The sequence below is a fragment of the Thermococcus sp. MV11 genome (assembly GCF_012027285.1).
Taxonomy (GTDB): domain Archaea; phylum Methanobacteriota_B; class Thermococci; order Thermococcales; family Thermococcaceae; genus Thermococcus; species Thermococcus cleftensis.
This window is the reverse complement of sequence record NZ_SNUD01000001.1, coordinates 323,244-338,180: the sequence shown is the minus strand read 5'-3', so window position 1 is coordinate 338,180 and position 14,937 is coordinate 323,244. Positions and strand designations below refer to the sequence as shown.

Genomic DNA, 14,937 nt, shown 5'->3' with positions numbered 1-14,937 from the left:
GCCTTTTTACCCCCAGCCACAACTCCCCAAAAAGGATCAGGGGTGATAGCATGGTGGCCTTCGATGAGCCACTTCCGTACATAGGGGTGACGCCGTTCCAGCTGGTGTCGGCGCTGATAATACTCGTCGTCGGCTATCTGGTGGCAAAAATATTGGTATCGCTCCTCAAGAGGAGCCTGAGAAAGACCAAGCTCCCGCCGCTCGTCGTCGAGTTCCTCGGCAGGTTCCTGGCCATACTGCTCTACGTGGTCGTTATAATAGTGGCCCTTGGGGCCGTTGGCATCTCGGTTTCCCCGCTGATACTCGGCCTGTCGGCTGTGATAGGCCTGATACTGGGCTTCGGCCTGCAGGATACCCTCACCAACCTCGCAGCGGGCGTATGGATAGCGGCCCTCAGGCCGATAGACCTCGATGAGGTCGTCGAGGTCTCGGGCCAGGTCGGGAAGGTTAATGGCATAGGCCTGATGAGCACCGAGCTGATGACCCCGGACAACAGGGTCATAACCATACCCAACAAGCTGGTCTGGGGAAGCATAATAGTGAACTACACGAGGATGCCGACGAGGAGGGTCGATGTGGACATAGGCGTTGCCTACGGCACGGACCTCGACAGGGCAATAAAGCTGGCCATGGATCTGATGAAGGGCCACCCCAAGGTCCTCGACGACCCCGAGCCGAGCGTCGTGATAACCGCCCTCGCGGACTCATCGATAAACCTCCAGCTGAGGGCCTGGGCGAAGACGGACGACTACTGGGACGTCAAGGGAGACCTCACCAAGGGTATCTACGAACTCTACACGAAGGAGGGCATCGAAATTCCGTTCCCGCAGCTCGACGTTCACATGAAGAACGAATGATTTTCGAAATCGCCGGAGATTTTCGATTTTTTGTAAACTCCGGCCCTCTTTAACCTTTCGTTTTAAACCAAAAGGTTCATATTCTTTCCGGCGCTATGTTCTCCGGTGATTCTCGTGAAGAAAATAGGAATAATAGGCGGAACCAGCCCGGAGGCGACGTGTTATTACTACAAAAAATACCTGGAGATAAGCAGGGAAAAGTTCGAGCCCTACGTCTTTCCCGAGCTGATAATCTACTCGATAAACTTTAAGGAGTTCATTCACAACCCGAACGGCTGGGAGGGGAGAAAGGAGATACTCATCAACGCGGCGAAGGCTCTTGAGAGGGCGGGGGCGGAGATAATATCGCTCTCGGCCAACACTCCCCACATAGTCTTTCCCGACGTTCAGAGAGCGATCAACGTCCCGATGGTGAGCATAATAGATGCCTTCATCGAGGAGATGAAGCGGAGGGGCGTTAGAAGGGTCCTCCTCCTTGGAACCAAGACGACGATGACTGCCGACTTCTACAAGAACGCCCTCCGCGAGGCCGGTTTCGAGGTCGTGACGCCGAGTGAAGAGGAGATGGACGAGCTGAACAGGATAATCACCGAGGAGCTGATGTTCGAGAACTTCACCAGCAGGGACTGGGTGATCGACCTCATCAACCGTTACATAGAAAAGGAGGGCATCGAAGGCGTCATCCTCGGCTGCACCGAGCTCCCGTTGATAGTGAAGCGGGGCGATGTAAAGGCCGAGGTCTTCGACACCGTCGAGATCCACATGAGGAAGCTCATCGAAGTGGCGAGCGAGTGATTTTTAAGCCCTTTTCTTCCCCTTCCTCTCGGTGGGGAAAGTGGAGATACGGGAATTCCAAGAGATGATCAGGGAGATTTACTTCCACAAGGATTCAAAGAGGGGAGTGGAGAGAACATTCCTCTGGTTCGTTGAGGAGGTCGGCGAGCTGAGCGAGGCGATAAGGAAGAAGGACAGGGAGGCGATGGAGGAGGAGTTCGCCGACGTTCTGGCCTGGCTCGCGAGTTTAGCTAATCTGCTCGGTGTTGATTTGGAGGAAGCGGCCAAGAAGAAGTATCCGGGAGTCTGCCCCTACTGCGGAAAGAAGCCGTGCGAGTGCGAGGAGAAGTGAACTACCTGTATACGTTTTCCCGCTTTCCAAATTTAACGATAAGAATAAGAAGCTCCTTTCGTCGAAGTTCATAAATTACTCTGTATTCACCCAAACGGACTCTAAATGTGTTCTTTCTCCCCTTAATCTTCTTGATGTCAAACTTCTCGGAGGGTATTGGGTTGAACCTAAGCTCTTCAATCAGCTCACCAAACTTTTTCTTTACGCCCTCGGGGGCATCTTTTAAATTTTTCACGACATTTCTGTGAAGAAGAACTTGGTATGTCATTCAACGCACCTCAGAGGCCGAGCTCTTTCTTTGCCTCTTCCCAGGGTATTCCCTTTTCCAGGGTCTCCCTGGAGAGATTTTCAAGCTCCTCAAGCTCTTCATCGCCGAGCTCCTCCTCGTCCAGCTCTTCCATTTTCAGCTTGAGGAGCTCCTTCTCTATCTCGTCCAGTTTTCTGCGCATGAGCTGAATGTCCCGAAGTATCAGGGAAATGTTCACACTCTCACCCATAATCCCACCGGACTTATCTAAGCTCCCACAAACTTAAACCTTACGTGCTTTTCGACCGCCATCTTAACGAAAAGACTTTTATACTTTCGAACGCACTATTCTATGCAGTAAACCGAGGTGATGTGCATGGATGTTTTAGAGTTCGCGGTTGAGAAGGCCCTCGAACTCGGCGCTTCCTACGCGGAGGCGAGGTTCGAGGAGAAGAACGGCACTTCTCTGGCGATGAAGAACGGCAACCCCGAAGGCCTTCAAGTACTCGCGGACAGGGGAATCGGTGTAAGGGTTCTCGTCGATGGGGGAATGGGCTTCGCCAGTACAAACGTCCTCACGAGGGAGAGCGTGGGCGAGGCCGTCAAAAAGGCCGTCAAGCTGGCCAGGGCGGCATCGAAGGTGAGGAACGAGCCGATTCGTTTTTCCGATGAGGACTTCCACCGCGTTTCCTACAAGGTCAAGATGAAGAAGGACTTCCGCGACGTTTCGCCGGAGGAGAAGCTCGAACTCCTCAAGAAAATCGAGGAGGAAGTCAAAGCCACCGGCGTGAACGTACCAATGCGCTACATCATGTACTCTGACCAGCTCTGGAAAAAGGAGGTACTGACCAGCGAAGGGGCCCACGTGAAGAGCAAAATCCCGCGCGTTTCGGTAACCTACAACCTCGTCGTCTTCGAGAACGGCCAGATGGAGCAGGCCCCCTTCGTCCAGAGGGCATTCTCCGGGGGATTGGAGCTCATCGAGAGGGACGAGCCCTGGAAGTGGGCTGTCAAGGACGTTCAGGCACTAGAGAGGCTCATTTACGAGGGGAAGAGGCCCCCAGAGGGGAAGATCGACCTGGTCATAAGCCCTGAAGTGGCGGGCATAGCCGTCCACGAGAGCGTCGGGCACCCCTACGAGGCCGACAGGATATTCGGAAGGGAAGCCGCTCAGGCCGGGGAGAGCTTCGTCAAGCCCGACATGCTCGGCGAGAGGATTGGAAGCGAGGTCGTTACGGTCATAGACGACCCGACGATACCGAACAGCTGGGGCTTCTACCTCTACGACGACGAGGGCGTCAAGGCGAGGCCAAGATATCTCATCAGGGAGGGAATCATCACCGAGTTCCTCACCAACAGGGAATATGCCTACAAGCTCGGCCAGCGCTCCAACGCCTCCGCGAGGGCGATAAACTACAACCGCGAGCCGATTGTGAGAATGGCCAACACCTACCTCGCGCCCGGTGATTACTCCTTCGAAGAGCTGATCGAGGACGTCAAGCTCGGCGTCTACATGGTCTCGTTCAACGAGTGGAACATCGACGACAGGCGTTACCAGCAGAGGTACATCGGAAGGGAGGCCTACCTAATCGAGAACGGCGAGCTGAAGCACCCGGTCAGGAGGCCGATCCTTGAGATAACCACCAGAGCTTTGTGGAGCAGCGTCGATGCCGTTGGCAAGGAGGTCGAGTTCTACCCCGGAACCTGTGGAAAGGGTGAACCCGGCCAAGGCGTCCCGGTCTGGATGGGTGGAGCGCACGCGAGGCTTCGCGAGGTACCGCTCAGGAGGCCGTGAGGTGGTGGAGATGTTTGAGCTTAACGAGTTCATACTGAAGAAGGCGGAGGAGCTGGGCTTCGGTGACGTCGTGGTTCTGGGTTATGAGACCGACCGCAGGCAGGTGCGCTTCGCCAACAACGAGATAACCGTCGCCAAGAACTGGCACGAGAGGAAGGTGGAGCTCTTCGTTGAGCTTGAGAAGAGAATAGCGAGCACCACCATAACCGAGCTGAGCGAAGAGAACATAGAGCGGACTTTGAAAACCCTGCTGGCAAACATGAAGGGAATGGCCCCGAAGGAGGACTACTACGGCATCGCCGAGGGCCCCTTTGAGTACAGGAACATCCCTGAGACCTTCGATAGGGCCATAGTCGAGCTGGACGAGCCGAACGACTACGTTGAAACCGCCATAAACACCGCCCTGAGCGAAGGGGCCAAACGCGTCGCCGGTGTTCTCTACACCGACCATGACAGGGTTTACCTGACCACGAGCAACGGAGTGGAAGCTTTCGACGAGGGCACGGGGATAGAGATAAGCGTTAGGGCTTTCGTGGGCGATCTTGAGAGCGGCCACGGGACGAACTCGGCTCGCGTCCTCAAGAGATTTGATCCCGAGAGCGCGGGCAGAAAGGCGGGGGAGATAGCTCACATGGCCAGAGACCCCGTCCAGGGACCGGAGGGAAGGTTCGACGTCATCTTTGACCCGCTGGCCTTTGCAAACCTCCTGAGCTACATGAGCTTCATGACCTCGGCTTACGCCGCAGAGGCCGGCTTCTCCTTCCTCGTGAACAAGCTCGGCCAGAGGGTGGCGAGCGAAATAGTCACCATTAAAGACGTCGGAAACCTGCCCAACGGCTACGGAACCAGGAAGTTCGACGACGAAGGAGTGCCTACGAGGGAAACGACGATAATCGAGAACGGAACCTTCAAGACTTTCCTGCTCAACACGAGCCTGGCGAGGAAGTACGGAACGGAAACTACTGCCAACGCAGGCTTGATAATGCCCCACGCCTGGAACATCGTCCTTGAGCCGGGGGACTACTCGAAGGCCGAACTCTTCAGCGAGGTTAAAAGGGGCATATACATCACCAACGTCTGGTACACCCGCTTCCAGAACTACGTAACCGGGGACTTTTCCACTATCCCGAGGGACGGCATCTTCCTCATTGAGAACGGCGAGCTGAGGCCGATAAGGAACATCCGCGTGAGCGACAACCTCCAGAGGATCCTTGAAGGAATCAAGGCCCTCGGAAAGGAGAGCCACCACGTCCACTGGTGGGAGGTCAGGACGCCGGTTTCGACGCCCTACGTTCTCGTTGAAGACGTCGGCATAACGAGGGCGACGAAGTGAGTCTTTCTTTCTATGCCTCTTTTTTACCTGTTAAGCTTGAGTCATACCTCAAACCTCAGGTAACCCCTGAGGGGGCCAGCGCTCAGAAACTTGAACAAACCTCCAACAACGAGAAAACCCAGCGCGAAGAGAAGTCTCGCCCTTGAAAGGCCGAGGGAGTCCGTTGCAAAGCCATAAACCACATAGAACGCAGAAGTTGCAAGGGCGAGAACCATGTTCCTCAGTGATATCACCGTCGCCCTCTTCTCGCTCGAAACCCTCTTCTGGAATTCGACCGAGAAGTTGAAGGTAAACGCAGAGGCTAGGAGCGATGCGGCAACTCCAAGGAGGACTATAATCAGGGGATTGGGGTAAAGAACCGAGAGAACGGTCGCCAGGGGTATGCCAACGGGGGCAAGTCCGTGAAGGAGGCGGCCGGCCCTCCCGCGGAGGGCGACCCCCATGTACCGGGGGACTGTTCTAACGAGCACCTCGACGAGTCCGAGTATTCCGAGAGTCCCCATTATCGTCGTGCCAAGGTAAGCTGCCAAGATGTCTCCCAGGTAGGGCTCGAAGAACTTCCTGAACTGCCCGAGGGCGAGCGTGACCGAGAGGAGGTAGGCGATGAGCCACGCGATTTCCGGCTTCCTGAGTTCACGCCACGAGCTCAGAAGGTGGAGGGTGTAGGAAAGTTCGGGTTTGGAAAAGCCCATCTCGGGTATGCTAAAGGCGAGGGGAATCAGGAACACCTGAAGGACGGCCGTAAGGGCTATGGCCACCTCGAAGCCAAAGAACTGGGCGATGAAGCCCCCGGCAACGGTTGTGGCAGAGCTGACTATCAGGGCAAGCTTTTGGATTGAGCGCCATATCTCCCTGAACTGCCCTTCCACGCCCTCAGCCCTGAGGTTGTCAAAGAGCCACGCCTGAATGCTCCCGCTGACAAAGGACGCCCCGAGGGTTCCTAGGAGTTCATGGAGCAGGAGAACCCAGAAGCTTCTCAGAAAGAGAAGAAGGGACGTTGAAAGCGGCATTATAATGAAACCAATCAGCACGCTGGTTTTTCTGCTCACCTTGTCCCCGATAACCCCCGTTGGAACCTCAAACAGAAAGAAACCCAGCCCGGCAACGGCCGTCGCGAGACCTATCTCGCCGTAGCTCAGGCCCCGTGAAAGGTAGTATATAACGGCTATGTTGCCCAGAAATCCGGCGTAGGTCAGGGCGAAGAGGAGCTTAAAGCGTCCAAGCCATTCCATTTCACCACCCGGGGATGGAAAGTTGGTCGTTGGAAAGATTTAAGGTTTTTGAATGACGCAACGGGCATAACACCCGGCGTCGGAGAACACAGAGTCACGTTACTTTCCAGAACCTCCGGGAGATTGCCCAAATCTGCGTAACAAGACGGAATGGCCGAGAAAACGCTTAAAAACTTCTTCATTCAAATGAAAGCGGGTGGTGAGGAGTGGAGGTCATCGAGAACTCCAGGTTGAATAAGTTCCACTACACGCTTTTGGCTATCCTCGGGACGGTTTGGGCGTTCATAGCGGTGAACACAATCTCAGCAGGCTTCGTCATAGCACTCCTCAAGAACGACCCGGCCTTTCAGGGCAGTTTGGCAAAGCTCGGCTCTCTCGGCTCGGCGGCCCTCTTCGGCATGCTCTTCGGCGCGTGGCTCTTCGGCTACCTCGCGGACAGGATTGGACGGAAGAAGACGCTTACCCTTGCAGTTGCCACTTTCTCTATCGGCTCGATAGTCAGCTCCTTCTCAGGAAACCTGGATCAGCTCATAGCCCTGCGCTTCATCGTCGGCCTCGGTCTCGGCGGCTCCCTGCCGGTTGCAAGCTCGTACTTCGCCGAGTTCATGCCGAAGTCGGTAAGGGGTGCCATGATCTCCATCTTGGAGAGCTTCTGGGCGATAGGCACGATAATAATCGGCGTCGTGGCCATTCTCGTCGGGGCCGACTGGAGGAGCATACTGCTCTTCGGCGGCGCGGTAATACTGCTCTTGCCCCTGCTCTTCACCCTCCCGGAGTCGCCCCGCTACCTGCTCATCAAGGGAAGGGTTAAAGAGGCCGAGGATACCATCAGGGAGATATTCGGGGTGAAGGTTAAACTTGAGAGGCCAGAGGAAGGAAAGAGAATCTCGGTCGGAAACCTCTGGAGGAAGTACGGAAGAACAACCCTCATGCTTACGATAGCCTGGTTCAGCATAGCGTTCGCCTACTACGGCTTCTTCATCTGGCTCCCGAGGTTCCTCTCCGCTACGCTTGGAATCACAGTCTTCAAGAGCTTCCAGTACTTCATCATCACGGCGATAGCTCAGCTGCCCGGCTACTGGAGTGCCGCTTACCTTCTCGAACGGATTGGGAGGAAGAAAACCCTATCCTACTACCTGCTGCTTTCAGGAATAGCCGGCGTCGGCTTCTACTTCGCGGCGAACTCCGGCAATGAAACAGCGATAATCGCGAGCGCTATAGCCTTCAGCTTCTTCAACCTCGGCGCTTGGGGTGCGATATACGCCTACACGCCGGAGCTTTACCCAACAGCCGTCAGGGGCACCGGAACAGGCTGGGCCGGGGCGATGGCGAGGATAGGCGGCGGAATAGCCCCGATACTGGCAGGGAAGGTGATGGAAGCCAGTGGGGCGGCGATGGCGGTTCTCATCATTGCGGCCATGGCAATAGCAGGGGCGCTCGACGTTCTGGCACTGGGAGAGGAAACCATGGGGAAGGAGCTTTCATGACTTTCCTTTTACCCAAATAGCCCCAGCGCTGGGAGGAGCGTTATCGCCATGCTCAAAAGCCCGCCGAGGATCAACGCCGGAACCGTCTGTCTCTTCTCTATCCCGAGCAGGTAAGCGGCCAAAGCCCCCGTCCATATGCCCGTCCCCGGGAGGGGTATCGCGACGAAGAGAGTCAGCCCGATGAAGCCCCACTTCTCCACGTAGGGGTGGGCCTTCTTCCTGACCCGCTCGACGTAGTAGAGGTAGAGGTGGGCTATTTTCCGGAGAAATGTTCCTTCAAGCCAGAGCATCAGCCTGTCTATGTAGGGGAGCAGAGCGGGGAGGACGAGCGAGAGGAGCAGAACGCCGAGGGAAGCGGCCAAAAGCGTTTCCCAGGGGGGATAGCCCATGCCGATGCCATAGACTATGGCATAGCGCCCCTCAAAGGTTGGAATCAGCGAGAGCAGGAAGACCTCAAGGAAACCGTTCATTCAAACCTCCCTCCGAGGAGTGATTTCAGCAGGAGGTAGAGCCAGGGGGCGAAAAGCAGGCTGAAGAGAACGTCGCCCAACCAGTGGACGTGGAGGAGGAGCCTGGTGAGGGCTATCCCGACAGCATAGGCCCAGAACAGGGGGGCGTACTTCCTCCAGCGATCCGAGCCGTAGGCCGCTATGATCGCGGCTCTAAAGGTGTGGCCGGAGGGAAAGGCGTAGCTTCCCACGCCAGAGCCGTAGGCGATGGGCCTCGGCTCGGCGAAGACGAGCTTGAGAGCGCCAACGGCGGCGAGGCCAACAACGATGGACAAGAGAAACGAGGCCGTTTTCAGGGAGGGCCTCCCTTTCTCCCTCCAGTCGAGATAGAGCACGAGGGCGGCGAAGGAGAAGAGAAAGAGGTCCCCTCCGAAGGCGGTTAGAAAGTTCATCAGGGGGGTGTCGATGAGGGGAAGACTTGAGTTGACCCGTTCGTTGATTCCGTAGAGTAAACCGGCCGCCTGGAGAACCAGAACGACAAGGACCCCTACCGTGAGCGCGGTGAATCTGGCGTCGAACTTAACCCCCTTCATAGCGTTTAAAGAAAGATGAAGCCGTAAAAAAGCTTTTCTCTCACTGACTCAGATTACCCCCGCCGCGTAGAGCGCGTGGTAGGTCTTGAGGAGCGCTCCCTGAACCCTCTTCGGCCCGAACGTTCTAACGGCCCTCCCGAGGCCCTCGTTGTAAATCCTGCGCATTATGAAGTCGGTCTCGCGGTTGAGGTTGAGCTTTTCCCTGTTTTCGAGGTAAAGGCGCGCTATCTCAGCCGGCTCGCGGTAGTTGAGACCCTTGAGCCACTTCAGAGGAATCCCGTCATCAAAGCGCTTGACCACCTCGAAGCCTATCACAGTGACCTCGTCGTCGCCGTGGAGCTCGCCGTAGATTTTGTTCAGCTCCCTGACGAGTTCCCTGACATCGGAGAAGCCGTCGAGCTTGGCATCTTCGTTGGTGAGTTCCTTAACTTTCTTTTTCTCGACCTTCGTTATCCTCACCTTGGCTATGGCGGTGTCGCTCGGCGTTATCACGAGGTAGATCTCGCTCCCCGGCTTCGCCTCGTAGTCGCCGTAGCGTATCGTGGTCACCTTGTCGCCGCGGAGGATCCTCGACTTGTATGAGCTGTCAATCAGCATGAACTTCCGAATCTGAACGCTCTTCCCCCTCATCGCTCAGTCCCCTCACTATTCTGGGCACTTCCTCGAGGCTGTCGATGGTAAAGTCCGCGTAGTCGATGTACTCAAGCTCCTTATCAGCGCGCTTCCCGTAGCGGAACCAAACTGTGTTCATTCCCACCTGCTTCGCCCCGTAGATGTCGGAGTAGAGCCTGTCGCCGACCATCACGGCCTCATCGGGTTCGACTCCCATCTTCTTCAGGGCCTTCTCGAATATCTTTCTGTGGGGCTTCTTGACGCCGAGGTAGTCGGATATGAACACCTCGTCGAAGTAGGCATCGAGCTCGAGGCGGAGGATCTTTTCCCACTGCTTTATGGGGTCGCCGTCGGTTATTATGCCCAGCCTGTAGCCAGACTTCTGAAGCTCCAGCAGAACCCTCCTGACGCCCTTCACAGTCCGCAGGTAGGCGAACTTGGTGTTGTGGTAGGCTATTACTCCAGCGGCTACCCACTTGGGGTTGCTGGGAAGGTCGAGGCGCCTGAGGAGGTAGTCGAAGTGCCTGTTAAAGTTGCTCCCGTACTCGCTTATCAGCTCGAGGAGCTCGCCGTAAGCCGTGTCGAAATCAACGGGAAGACCGTGGCGTATCATGTTCTCTATCGCGTTCCGCCTCGCCATCTCCGCCAGTCTGCTCGTGTCCACGAGCGTGTCGTCCAGGTCGAAGAACACGACCCTTATCATTCCCTCACCCCCCTGTGATTGGAGGGGGCACTATTTAACCCTTCTCCAAGTCGAGGAAAGGCCCTTTCCTCCCCCTGGCCTCCCTTCTGGCCCACCTCATGGCCCTGAAGTACTCGTCCTCAGCCAAAAGCTCGTTGAGCAGGTCCTCCAGCTTCCAGGTGAGCGAAGTTTCCGTCGTGGTGGCGAAGATGACCCTCCCGAGGTTGAGGGACTTAACGGATCGGATTACCTCCTTCAGCGTTTCGTTGTCGAGGCCGTGCATTATGAGGAACCTCATGAGGTGCCAGTAGCAGGAGCCGCTCAGCTTCTCGGCCTTTTCAACTATCTCACCCACCACCCAGTCGCGGCAGTACTCGGGAACCTCAAAGACCGGAACCGGAAGGGAATCTCTCAGCAGGCCGACTTCATCAGGGCCGAAGCCCACCAAAAGTACCTTCCCCTTCATCTTACCAGCTCCTTTATCCTTGGCATGAGCTTTTCCATAGCCTGTCCGGCAGGACAGCGCAGGAAGACGTCTGCAATCGGCGTTATCCCGCTCTCCTCGGGGTTGATTTCGATGACCTTCCCCCCTGTCTCCTTGACTATCTGAGGAACGTAGGCGGCAGGGTAAACCACCCCGCTCGTCCCTATGACGAGAACAAGATCAGCCCTCTCCGCGAGCTTGAAAGCTTCGTCAAGCGCCTTTCTTGGGAGCGGCTCGCCGAACCACACGACGTCGGGCCTCAGGAGAGAGCCGCAGCGCGGGCATCTCGGGAGTTCCTTCTCGGCCAGGAACTCCTCCAGTCTCCCACTCTCCTTCAGGTTCTCGCGGTAGGAGCAGGAGGTGCACCTAACGCGGAATATGTTGCCGTGGAGCTCGATGAGGTTTTTGGTTCCGGCCTCCCTGTGGAGGTCATCGACGTTCTGGGTGATGACGGCCTTCAGAATCCCTATCTCCTCAAGCTCCGCTAAGGCGTGGTGGGCGCTGTTCGGTCTGGCTTTCCTTATCAGGTTCATTCTCCACCTGTAGAACTCCCAGACGAGGTGAGGGTCCTTCTCAAAGGCCTCTGGCGTTGCCAGCTCCTCCGGGCGATGCTTTTTCCATAGCCCGTTGAAGCCTCTGAAGGTCGGCACCCCGCTTTCCGCGCTTATTCCGGCCCCGGTGAAGGCTATGGCGAACCTCGAACGGGCGAGAAGTTTTGCCGCCTCCTCTATCATGGTTGAATCTACTCGGCGCTCCTTAAAAATCCTGCCCAGGGCTTTGGTGCCTTGCGTTGCCGGCCGAATAATCTTTGAAATTACCTTCACATTTTCGTGCGAGGGTTTAAATTGTATTCATCGGAACATTGAGCGGTGAGGAAAAAATGCCCGTGAGCGATGGGGTTCCGCGTAAAAAGGTCACCACATCACACGGCCGCTACTACGCCGAGAGGCAGGCCCTGGCGAGGAGGAAAAAGCTCCGCAGAAAGGCCGCGCTCATACAGCTCATGAGGAAGAGGAAGTGCGCGGTCGCGCTGAGAACGACAACGATAAGGGTCGAGAAGGCCAGAATCTCAAAGAACGAAGCCCTGGCAATACTGGTCGGGACGCAGATAGGTGCCGGCGTTCTTGGCCTCCCCTACGCCGCCAGCAAGGTCGGCCTCGTCCCGGCCCTCGGCGTGCTGACCGGCGTTATGCTCCTCATGCTAGCGACGGCTTTCATAGTGTTAAGGTTCAGTGCCGAGATGAACGGGGCCCAGATGAGCACGATAGCCCAGAGAACCCTTGGAAAGGCCGGCGGTTGGCTAATGTACTTGAGCATCTTCATAATGAGCTTCGGGGCGATTTTAGCTTACATAGCGGGAATGGGGAGTGTCTTCGCGAGCCTCTTTGGAGTCAGCGACACCATCGGCGCGGCGGTGTTCTGGGTCCTCGCTTCCTTCGTTGTCTACCGCGGCCTCGAGGCGAGCGGAAGGACGGAGCTGATAATGAGCTACATCATGCTCGCCCTCTTCATAGGGGTCACCCTGATGCTCGTTCCCCACGCCGAGCTTGAGAACGGCCTCTACACAGACCTCGGGGGACTGCTCAGCATAACGGGCGTCGCCATCTTCGCCCTCGGCTGCCACACGATAATTCCGGACGTCTACAAGGAGCTGGGGAGCTACGAGGAAACGAAGAAGGTGCTCGTGCTGGCCTTCCTGATTCCAACCGCAATATACGCGGTCTTCATGGCGGCGTTCCTGCTGGTCTTCGGGAGGGAAACCCCAGAGATAGCGACCCAGGGGCTTGAGCTGCTCTACGGTCACCTCGGGAGGGTGATCGGAAACCTCATACCGCTCCTCGCGATAACCACGAGCTACATAGGCATAGCCCTCGCACAGCAGAGCAACACCGAGGAGTTCGTGAAGCTGAACAGAAAAGCCGCGTGGGCTTTGACGGTGATTCCCCCTGCCGCAGTGTACCTCGCAGGTGTCAGGAACTTCGCCGACGTTTTAGCTTTTGCAGGGGACACCGGCGACATGCTGGCGTTCATAGTGCTGCCGATACTGATGTGGCTCGCGGCGAAGCTCCGCCGCTGAGCCCTCTCCTTTTTCAAAAGGGTCCACCACCGTTCCCTCTCCGTCACTGTGCTGCCCATTTCTGTACACGTGAACAAATGCGGTAAGATTTATATTTCCAGCGCTCAAATCCCCATCGAGGTGTTTCCCATGGCTGAAGGATACAGAGCATACCGCGACAGGGTTTTGAACTTTATTGAGGAGCACGAGAACTGGAGGAGCCACACGATAAACCTCATCGCGAGCGAGAACGTAACTTCTCCGACCGTCACCAGGGCGGTCGCGAGCGGCTTCATGCACAAGTACGCCGAGGGCTGGCCGAAGGCCCGCTACTACCAGGGGTGCAAGTACATTGACGAGGTCGAGCTGATTGGTGTTGAGCTCTTCACCAAGCTCTTCGGAAGCGACTTCGCCGATCTCAGGCCGATTTCCGGAACCAACGCCAACCAGGCGGTCTTCTTCGGCCTCACCCAGCCGGGAGACAAGGCAATAGTTCTTCACACCAGCCATGGAGGCCATATAAGCCACATGCCCTTCGGTGCCGCCGGAATGCGCGGCCTTGAGGTCCACACCTGGCCCTTCGACAACGAGGAGTTCAACATCGACGTTGACAAGGCCGAGAAGCTCATACGCGAGCTCGAGCCCAAGATAGTCGTCTTCGGCGGCTCGCTCTTCCCGTTCCCGCACCCGGTCAAGGAGCTCGCGCCGGTTGCGAAGGAGGTTGGAGCCTACGTCATGTACGACGGTGCCCACGTTCTTGGCCTCATAGCCGGCAAGCAGTTCCAGGACCCGCTCCGCGAGGGCGCTGACATAATCACCGCCTCCACCCACAAGACCTTCCCGGGACCGCAGGGCGGTGTCATCATCTACAGGCGCTTTGGAGAGACCGAGGAGATAGCCAAGCTCCAGTGGGCCATCTTCCCGGGAGTGCTCAGCAACCACCACCTCCACCACATGGCCGGAAAGACCCTCACCGCGGCCGAGATGCTAGAGTACGGTGAGAAGTACGCGGCCCAGGTCGTCAAGAACGCCAAGGCCCTGGCCGAGGCCCTGGCTGAGGAGGGCTTCAAGGTCATCGGTGAGGACAAGGGCTACACCGAGAGCCACCAGGTCATCGTTGACGTCAGCGACCTCCACGAGGCCGCTGGGGGCTGGGCGGCGCCACTCCTTGAGGAGGCCGGCATAATCCTCAACAAGAACCTCCTGCCCTGGGACCCGCTTGAGAAGGTCGAGAAGCCGAGCGGCCTGCGCATAGGTGTCCAGGAGATGACGAGGGTCGGAATGATGGAGGACGACATGAAGGAGATAGCGCACTTCATCAAGCGCGTCCTCATCGACAGGGAAGATCCGAAGAAGGTCGAGCGCGACGTCTTCTACTTCAGGCAGAACTTCCAGAAGGTCTACTACTCCTTCGACTACGGGCTCCCGCTCAGGGAGTGATCTTTTCTTTTCTCACTTCAACTCCGCTTGAAGCGTTGGCAACCGTTAAAAGCTCCTCAGCGTACCTTTTCCAGGTGATGCCGTGTGAGGAAGGTTCTCCCGGTCCTGCTGGTAGTCCTGCTGATTCCCCTCGGGTACTACATAGCCTCGAGCGGTGAAAGCGGGAGTGATGGAGCGCAAAACCTCCCGAACGGTGAAGGAATCGTTCTGAAGCTCGACAAGAGCAGCTACACCCCCAGCGACGTGATGACCCTCACGGTCATCAACAACGCCAACACTAACGCCACCACGAGCTACCACTTCAGCCTCTACCGCCTGGAGAACGACGAGTGGAAGGAAGTCCCGGTCGATTTGATGTTCATCGAAGTGGCTGTCGTGATAAAGCCCGGAGAGAAGTGGGAGCAGCGGGTCAAGCTCTCGGACCTGGGCCTCGAACCGGGTCATTACAGGGTAGTCAAGACGGTCATATTGGAAAACGTGACCGTCAAGGCCGGGGCTGAGTTCGACGTCGTCTCCGGCTGACCTGGCAAAACTTTTTATTCTC

At 56.8% G+C, this 14,937-nt stretch carries 18 protein-coding genes; 9 read left to right on the top strand and 9 right to left on the bottom strand.

Annotated elements, in window-relative coordinates; translation table 11 throughout:
* The first annotated feature begins 50 nt into the window (after positions 1-50).
* The 3 genes from E3E27_RS01860 to E3E27_RS01850 all read left to right on the top strand — a co-directional run bounded on the left by E3E27_RS01860 (position 51) and on the right by E3E27_RS01850 (position 1,983).
* On the top strand, positions 51-857 hold the full coding sequence (locus tag E3E27_RS01860) for a mechanosensitive ion channel family protein (RefSeq protein ID WP_167773241.1): 807 nt from the start codon (positions 51-53) through the stop codon (positions 855-857).
* A gap of 114 nt (positions 858-971) precedes the next feature.
* Entirely contained in the window at positions 972-1,652 is a 681-nt protein-coding gene (locus E3E27_RS01855) for an aspartate/glutamate racemase family protein (protein ID WP_167773696.1), read from the top strand.
* Between the two features lie 40 nt (positions 1,653-1,692).
* Positions 1,693-1,983 carry a MazG nucleotide pyrophosphohydrolase domain-containing protein gene (locus E3E27_RS01850; protein ID WP_048152258.1) on the top strand — a complete coding sequence of 97 codons (291 nt, stop codon included), beginning with the start codon at positions 1,693-1,695 and terminating at the stop codon, positions 1,981-1,983.
* A gap of 1 nt (position 1,984) precedes the next feature.
* Here the strand turns inward: E3E27_RS01850 and E3E27_RS01845 are convergent, their stop codons facing one another.
* Both E3E27_RS01845 and E3E27_RS01840 read right to left on the bottom strand, forming a co-directional pair.
* Positions 1,985-2,251, bottom strand: a complete 267-nt coding sequence (locus E3E27_RS01845) for a type II toxin-antitoxin system RelE/ParE family toxin (RefSeq protein ID WP_014789707.1) — start codon at positions 2,249-2,251, stop codon at positions 1,985-1,987.
* 10 nt (positions 2,252-2,261) lie between these two features.
* Entirely contained in the window at positions 2,262-2,480 is a 219-nt protein-coding gene (locus E3E27_RS01840; protein WP_167715034.1) for a hypothetical protein, read from the bottom strand.
* A gap of 126 nt (positions 2,481-2,606) precedes the next feature.
* Between E3E27_RS01840 and E3E27_RS01835 the strand changes: the two genes are divergently transcribed.
* Together E3E27_RS01835 and E3E27_RS01830 are read left to right on the top strand one after the other, a co-directional pair.
* On the top strand, positions 2,607-4,025 hold the full coding sequence (locus E3E27_RS01835) for a TldD/PmbA family protein (RefSeq protein ID WP_167773695.1): 1,419 nt from the start codon (positions 2,607-2,609) through the stop codon (positions 4,023-4,025).
* Between the two features lie 10 nt (positions 4,026-4,035).
* On the top strand, positions 4,036-5,358 hold the full coding sequence (locus E3E27_RS01830; protein WP_167773694.1) for a TldD/PmbA family protein: 1,323 nt from the start codon (positions 4,036-4,038) through the stop codon (positions 5,356-5,358).
* A gap of 41 nt (positions 5,359-5,399) precedes the next feature.
* Here the strand turns inward: E3E27_RS01830 and E3E27_RS01825 are convergent, their stop codons facing one another.
* Entirely contained in the window at positions 5,400-6,590 is a 1,191-nt protein-coding gene (locus E3E27_RS01825; RefSeq protein ID WP_167773240.1) for an MFS transporter, read from the bottom strand.
* 206 nt (positions 6,591-6,796) lie between these two features.
* Here E3E27_RS01825 and E3E27_RS01820 point away from each other — a divergent pair, with 206 nt between their 5' ends.
* Positions 6,797-8,077 carry an MFS transporter gene (locus tag E3E27_RS01820; protein ID WP_167773239.1) on the top strand — a complete coding sequence of 427 codons (1,281 nt, stop codon included), beginning with the start codon at positions 6,797-6,799 and terminating at the stop codon, positions 8,075-8,077.
* 8 nt (positions 8,078-8,085) lie between these two features.
* Here E3E27_RS01820 and E3E27_RS01815 read toward each other — a convergent pair whose 3' ends face one another.
* Genes E3E27_RS01815 through cobB form a run of 6 tightly spaced genes read right to left on the bottom strand, consistent with a single transcriptional unit; the run spans position 8,086 to position 11,631 of the window.
* The gene (locus tag E3E27_RS01815; protein ID WP_167773238.1) at positions 8,086-8,547 is read right to left on the bottom strand and encodes a COG2426 family protein; all 462 of its coding nucleotides are present in this window, start codon (positions 8,545-8,547) and stop codon (positions 8,086-8,088) included.
* Positions 8,544-9,119: a phosphatase PAP2 family protein gene (locus tag E3E27_RS01810; protein WP_014789701.1), complete on the bottom strand. Its 576-nt coding sequence runs from the start codon at positions 9,117-9,119 to the stop codon at positions 8,544-8,546. Before E3E27_RS01810 ends, E3E27_RS01815 begins: the two co-directional genes overlap by 4 nt.
* 48 nt (positions 9,120-9,167) lie before the next feature.
* On the bottom strand, positions 9,168-9,749 hold the full coding sequence (locus E3E27_RS01805) for an ASCH domain-containing protein (protein ID WP_014789700.1): 582 nt from the start codon (positions 9,747-9,749) through the stop codon (positions 9,168-9,170).
* On the bottom strand, positions 9,706-10,434 hold the full coding sequence (locus E3E27_RS01800; RefSeq protein WP_014789699.1) for a TIGR02253 family HAD-type hydrolase: 729 nt from the start codon (positions 10,432-10,434) through the stop codon (positions 9,706-9,708). Before E3E27_RS01800 ends, E3E27_RS01805 begins: the two co-directional genes overlap by 44 nt.
* A gap of 34 nt (positions 10,435-10,468) precedes the next feature.
* Positions 10,469-10,879 carry a DUF3783 domain-containing protein gene (locus tag E3E27_RS01795; protein WP_167773237.1) on the bottom strand — a complete coding sequence of 137 codons (411 nt, stop codon included), beginning with the start codon at positions 10,877-10,879 and terminating at the stop codon, positions 10,469-10,471.
* Positions 10,876-11,631 carry an NAD-dependent protein deacetylase gene (cobB, locus tag E3E27_RS01790; protein ID WP_167773236.1) on the bottom strand — a complete coding sequence of 252 codons (756 nt, stop codon included), beginning with the start codon at positions 11,629-11,631 and terminating at the stop codon, positions 10,876-10,878. Before cobB ends, E3E27_RS01795 begins: the two co-directional genes overlap by 4 nt.
* A 146-nt stretch (positions 11,632-11,777) precedes the next feature.
* On the opposite strand from cobB, the gene E3E27_RS01785 reads away from it, so the two are divergent.
* The 3 genes from E3E27_RS01785 (at position 11,778) to E3E27_RS01775 (ending at position 14,915) form a co-directional block, all read left to right on the top strand.
* Complete coding sequence (locus tag E3E27_RS01785; protein ID WP_167773235.1) at positions 11,778-12,974, top strand: aromatic amino acid transport family protein; 1,197 nt, start codon at positions 11,778-11,780, stop codon at positions 12,972-12,974.
* A gap of 129 nt (positions 12,975-13,103) precedes the next feature.
* Complete coding sequence (glyA, locus tag E3E27_RS01780) at positions 13,104-14,393, top strand: serine hydroxymethyltransferase (RefSeq protein ID WP_167773234.1); 1,290 nt, start codon at positions 13,104-13,106, stop codon at positions 14,391-14,393.
* 84 nt (positions 14,394-14,477) lie between these two features.
* Positions 14,478-14,915, top strand: coding sequence for an immunoglobulin-like domain-containing protein (locus E3E27_RS01775; protein WP_167773233.1), 438 nt, complete (start codon positions 14,478-14,480; stop codon positions 14,913-14,915).
* Positions 14,916-14,937: the final 22 nt, after the last annotated feature.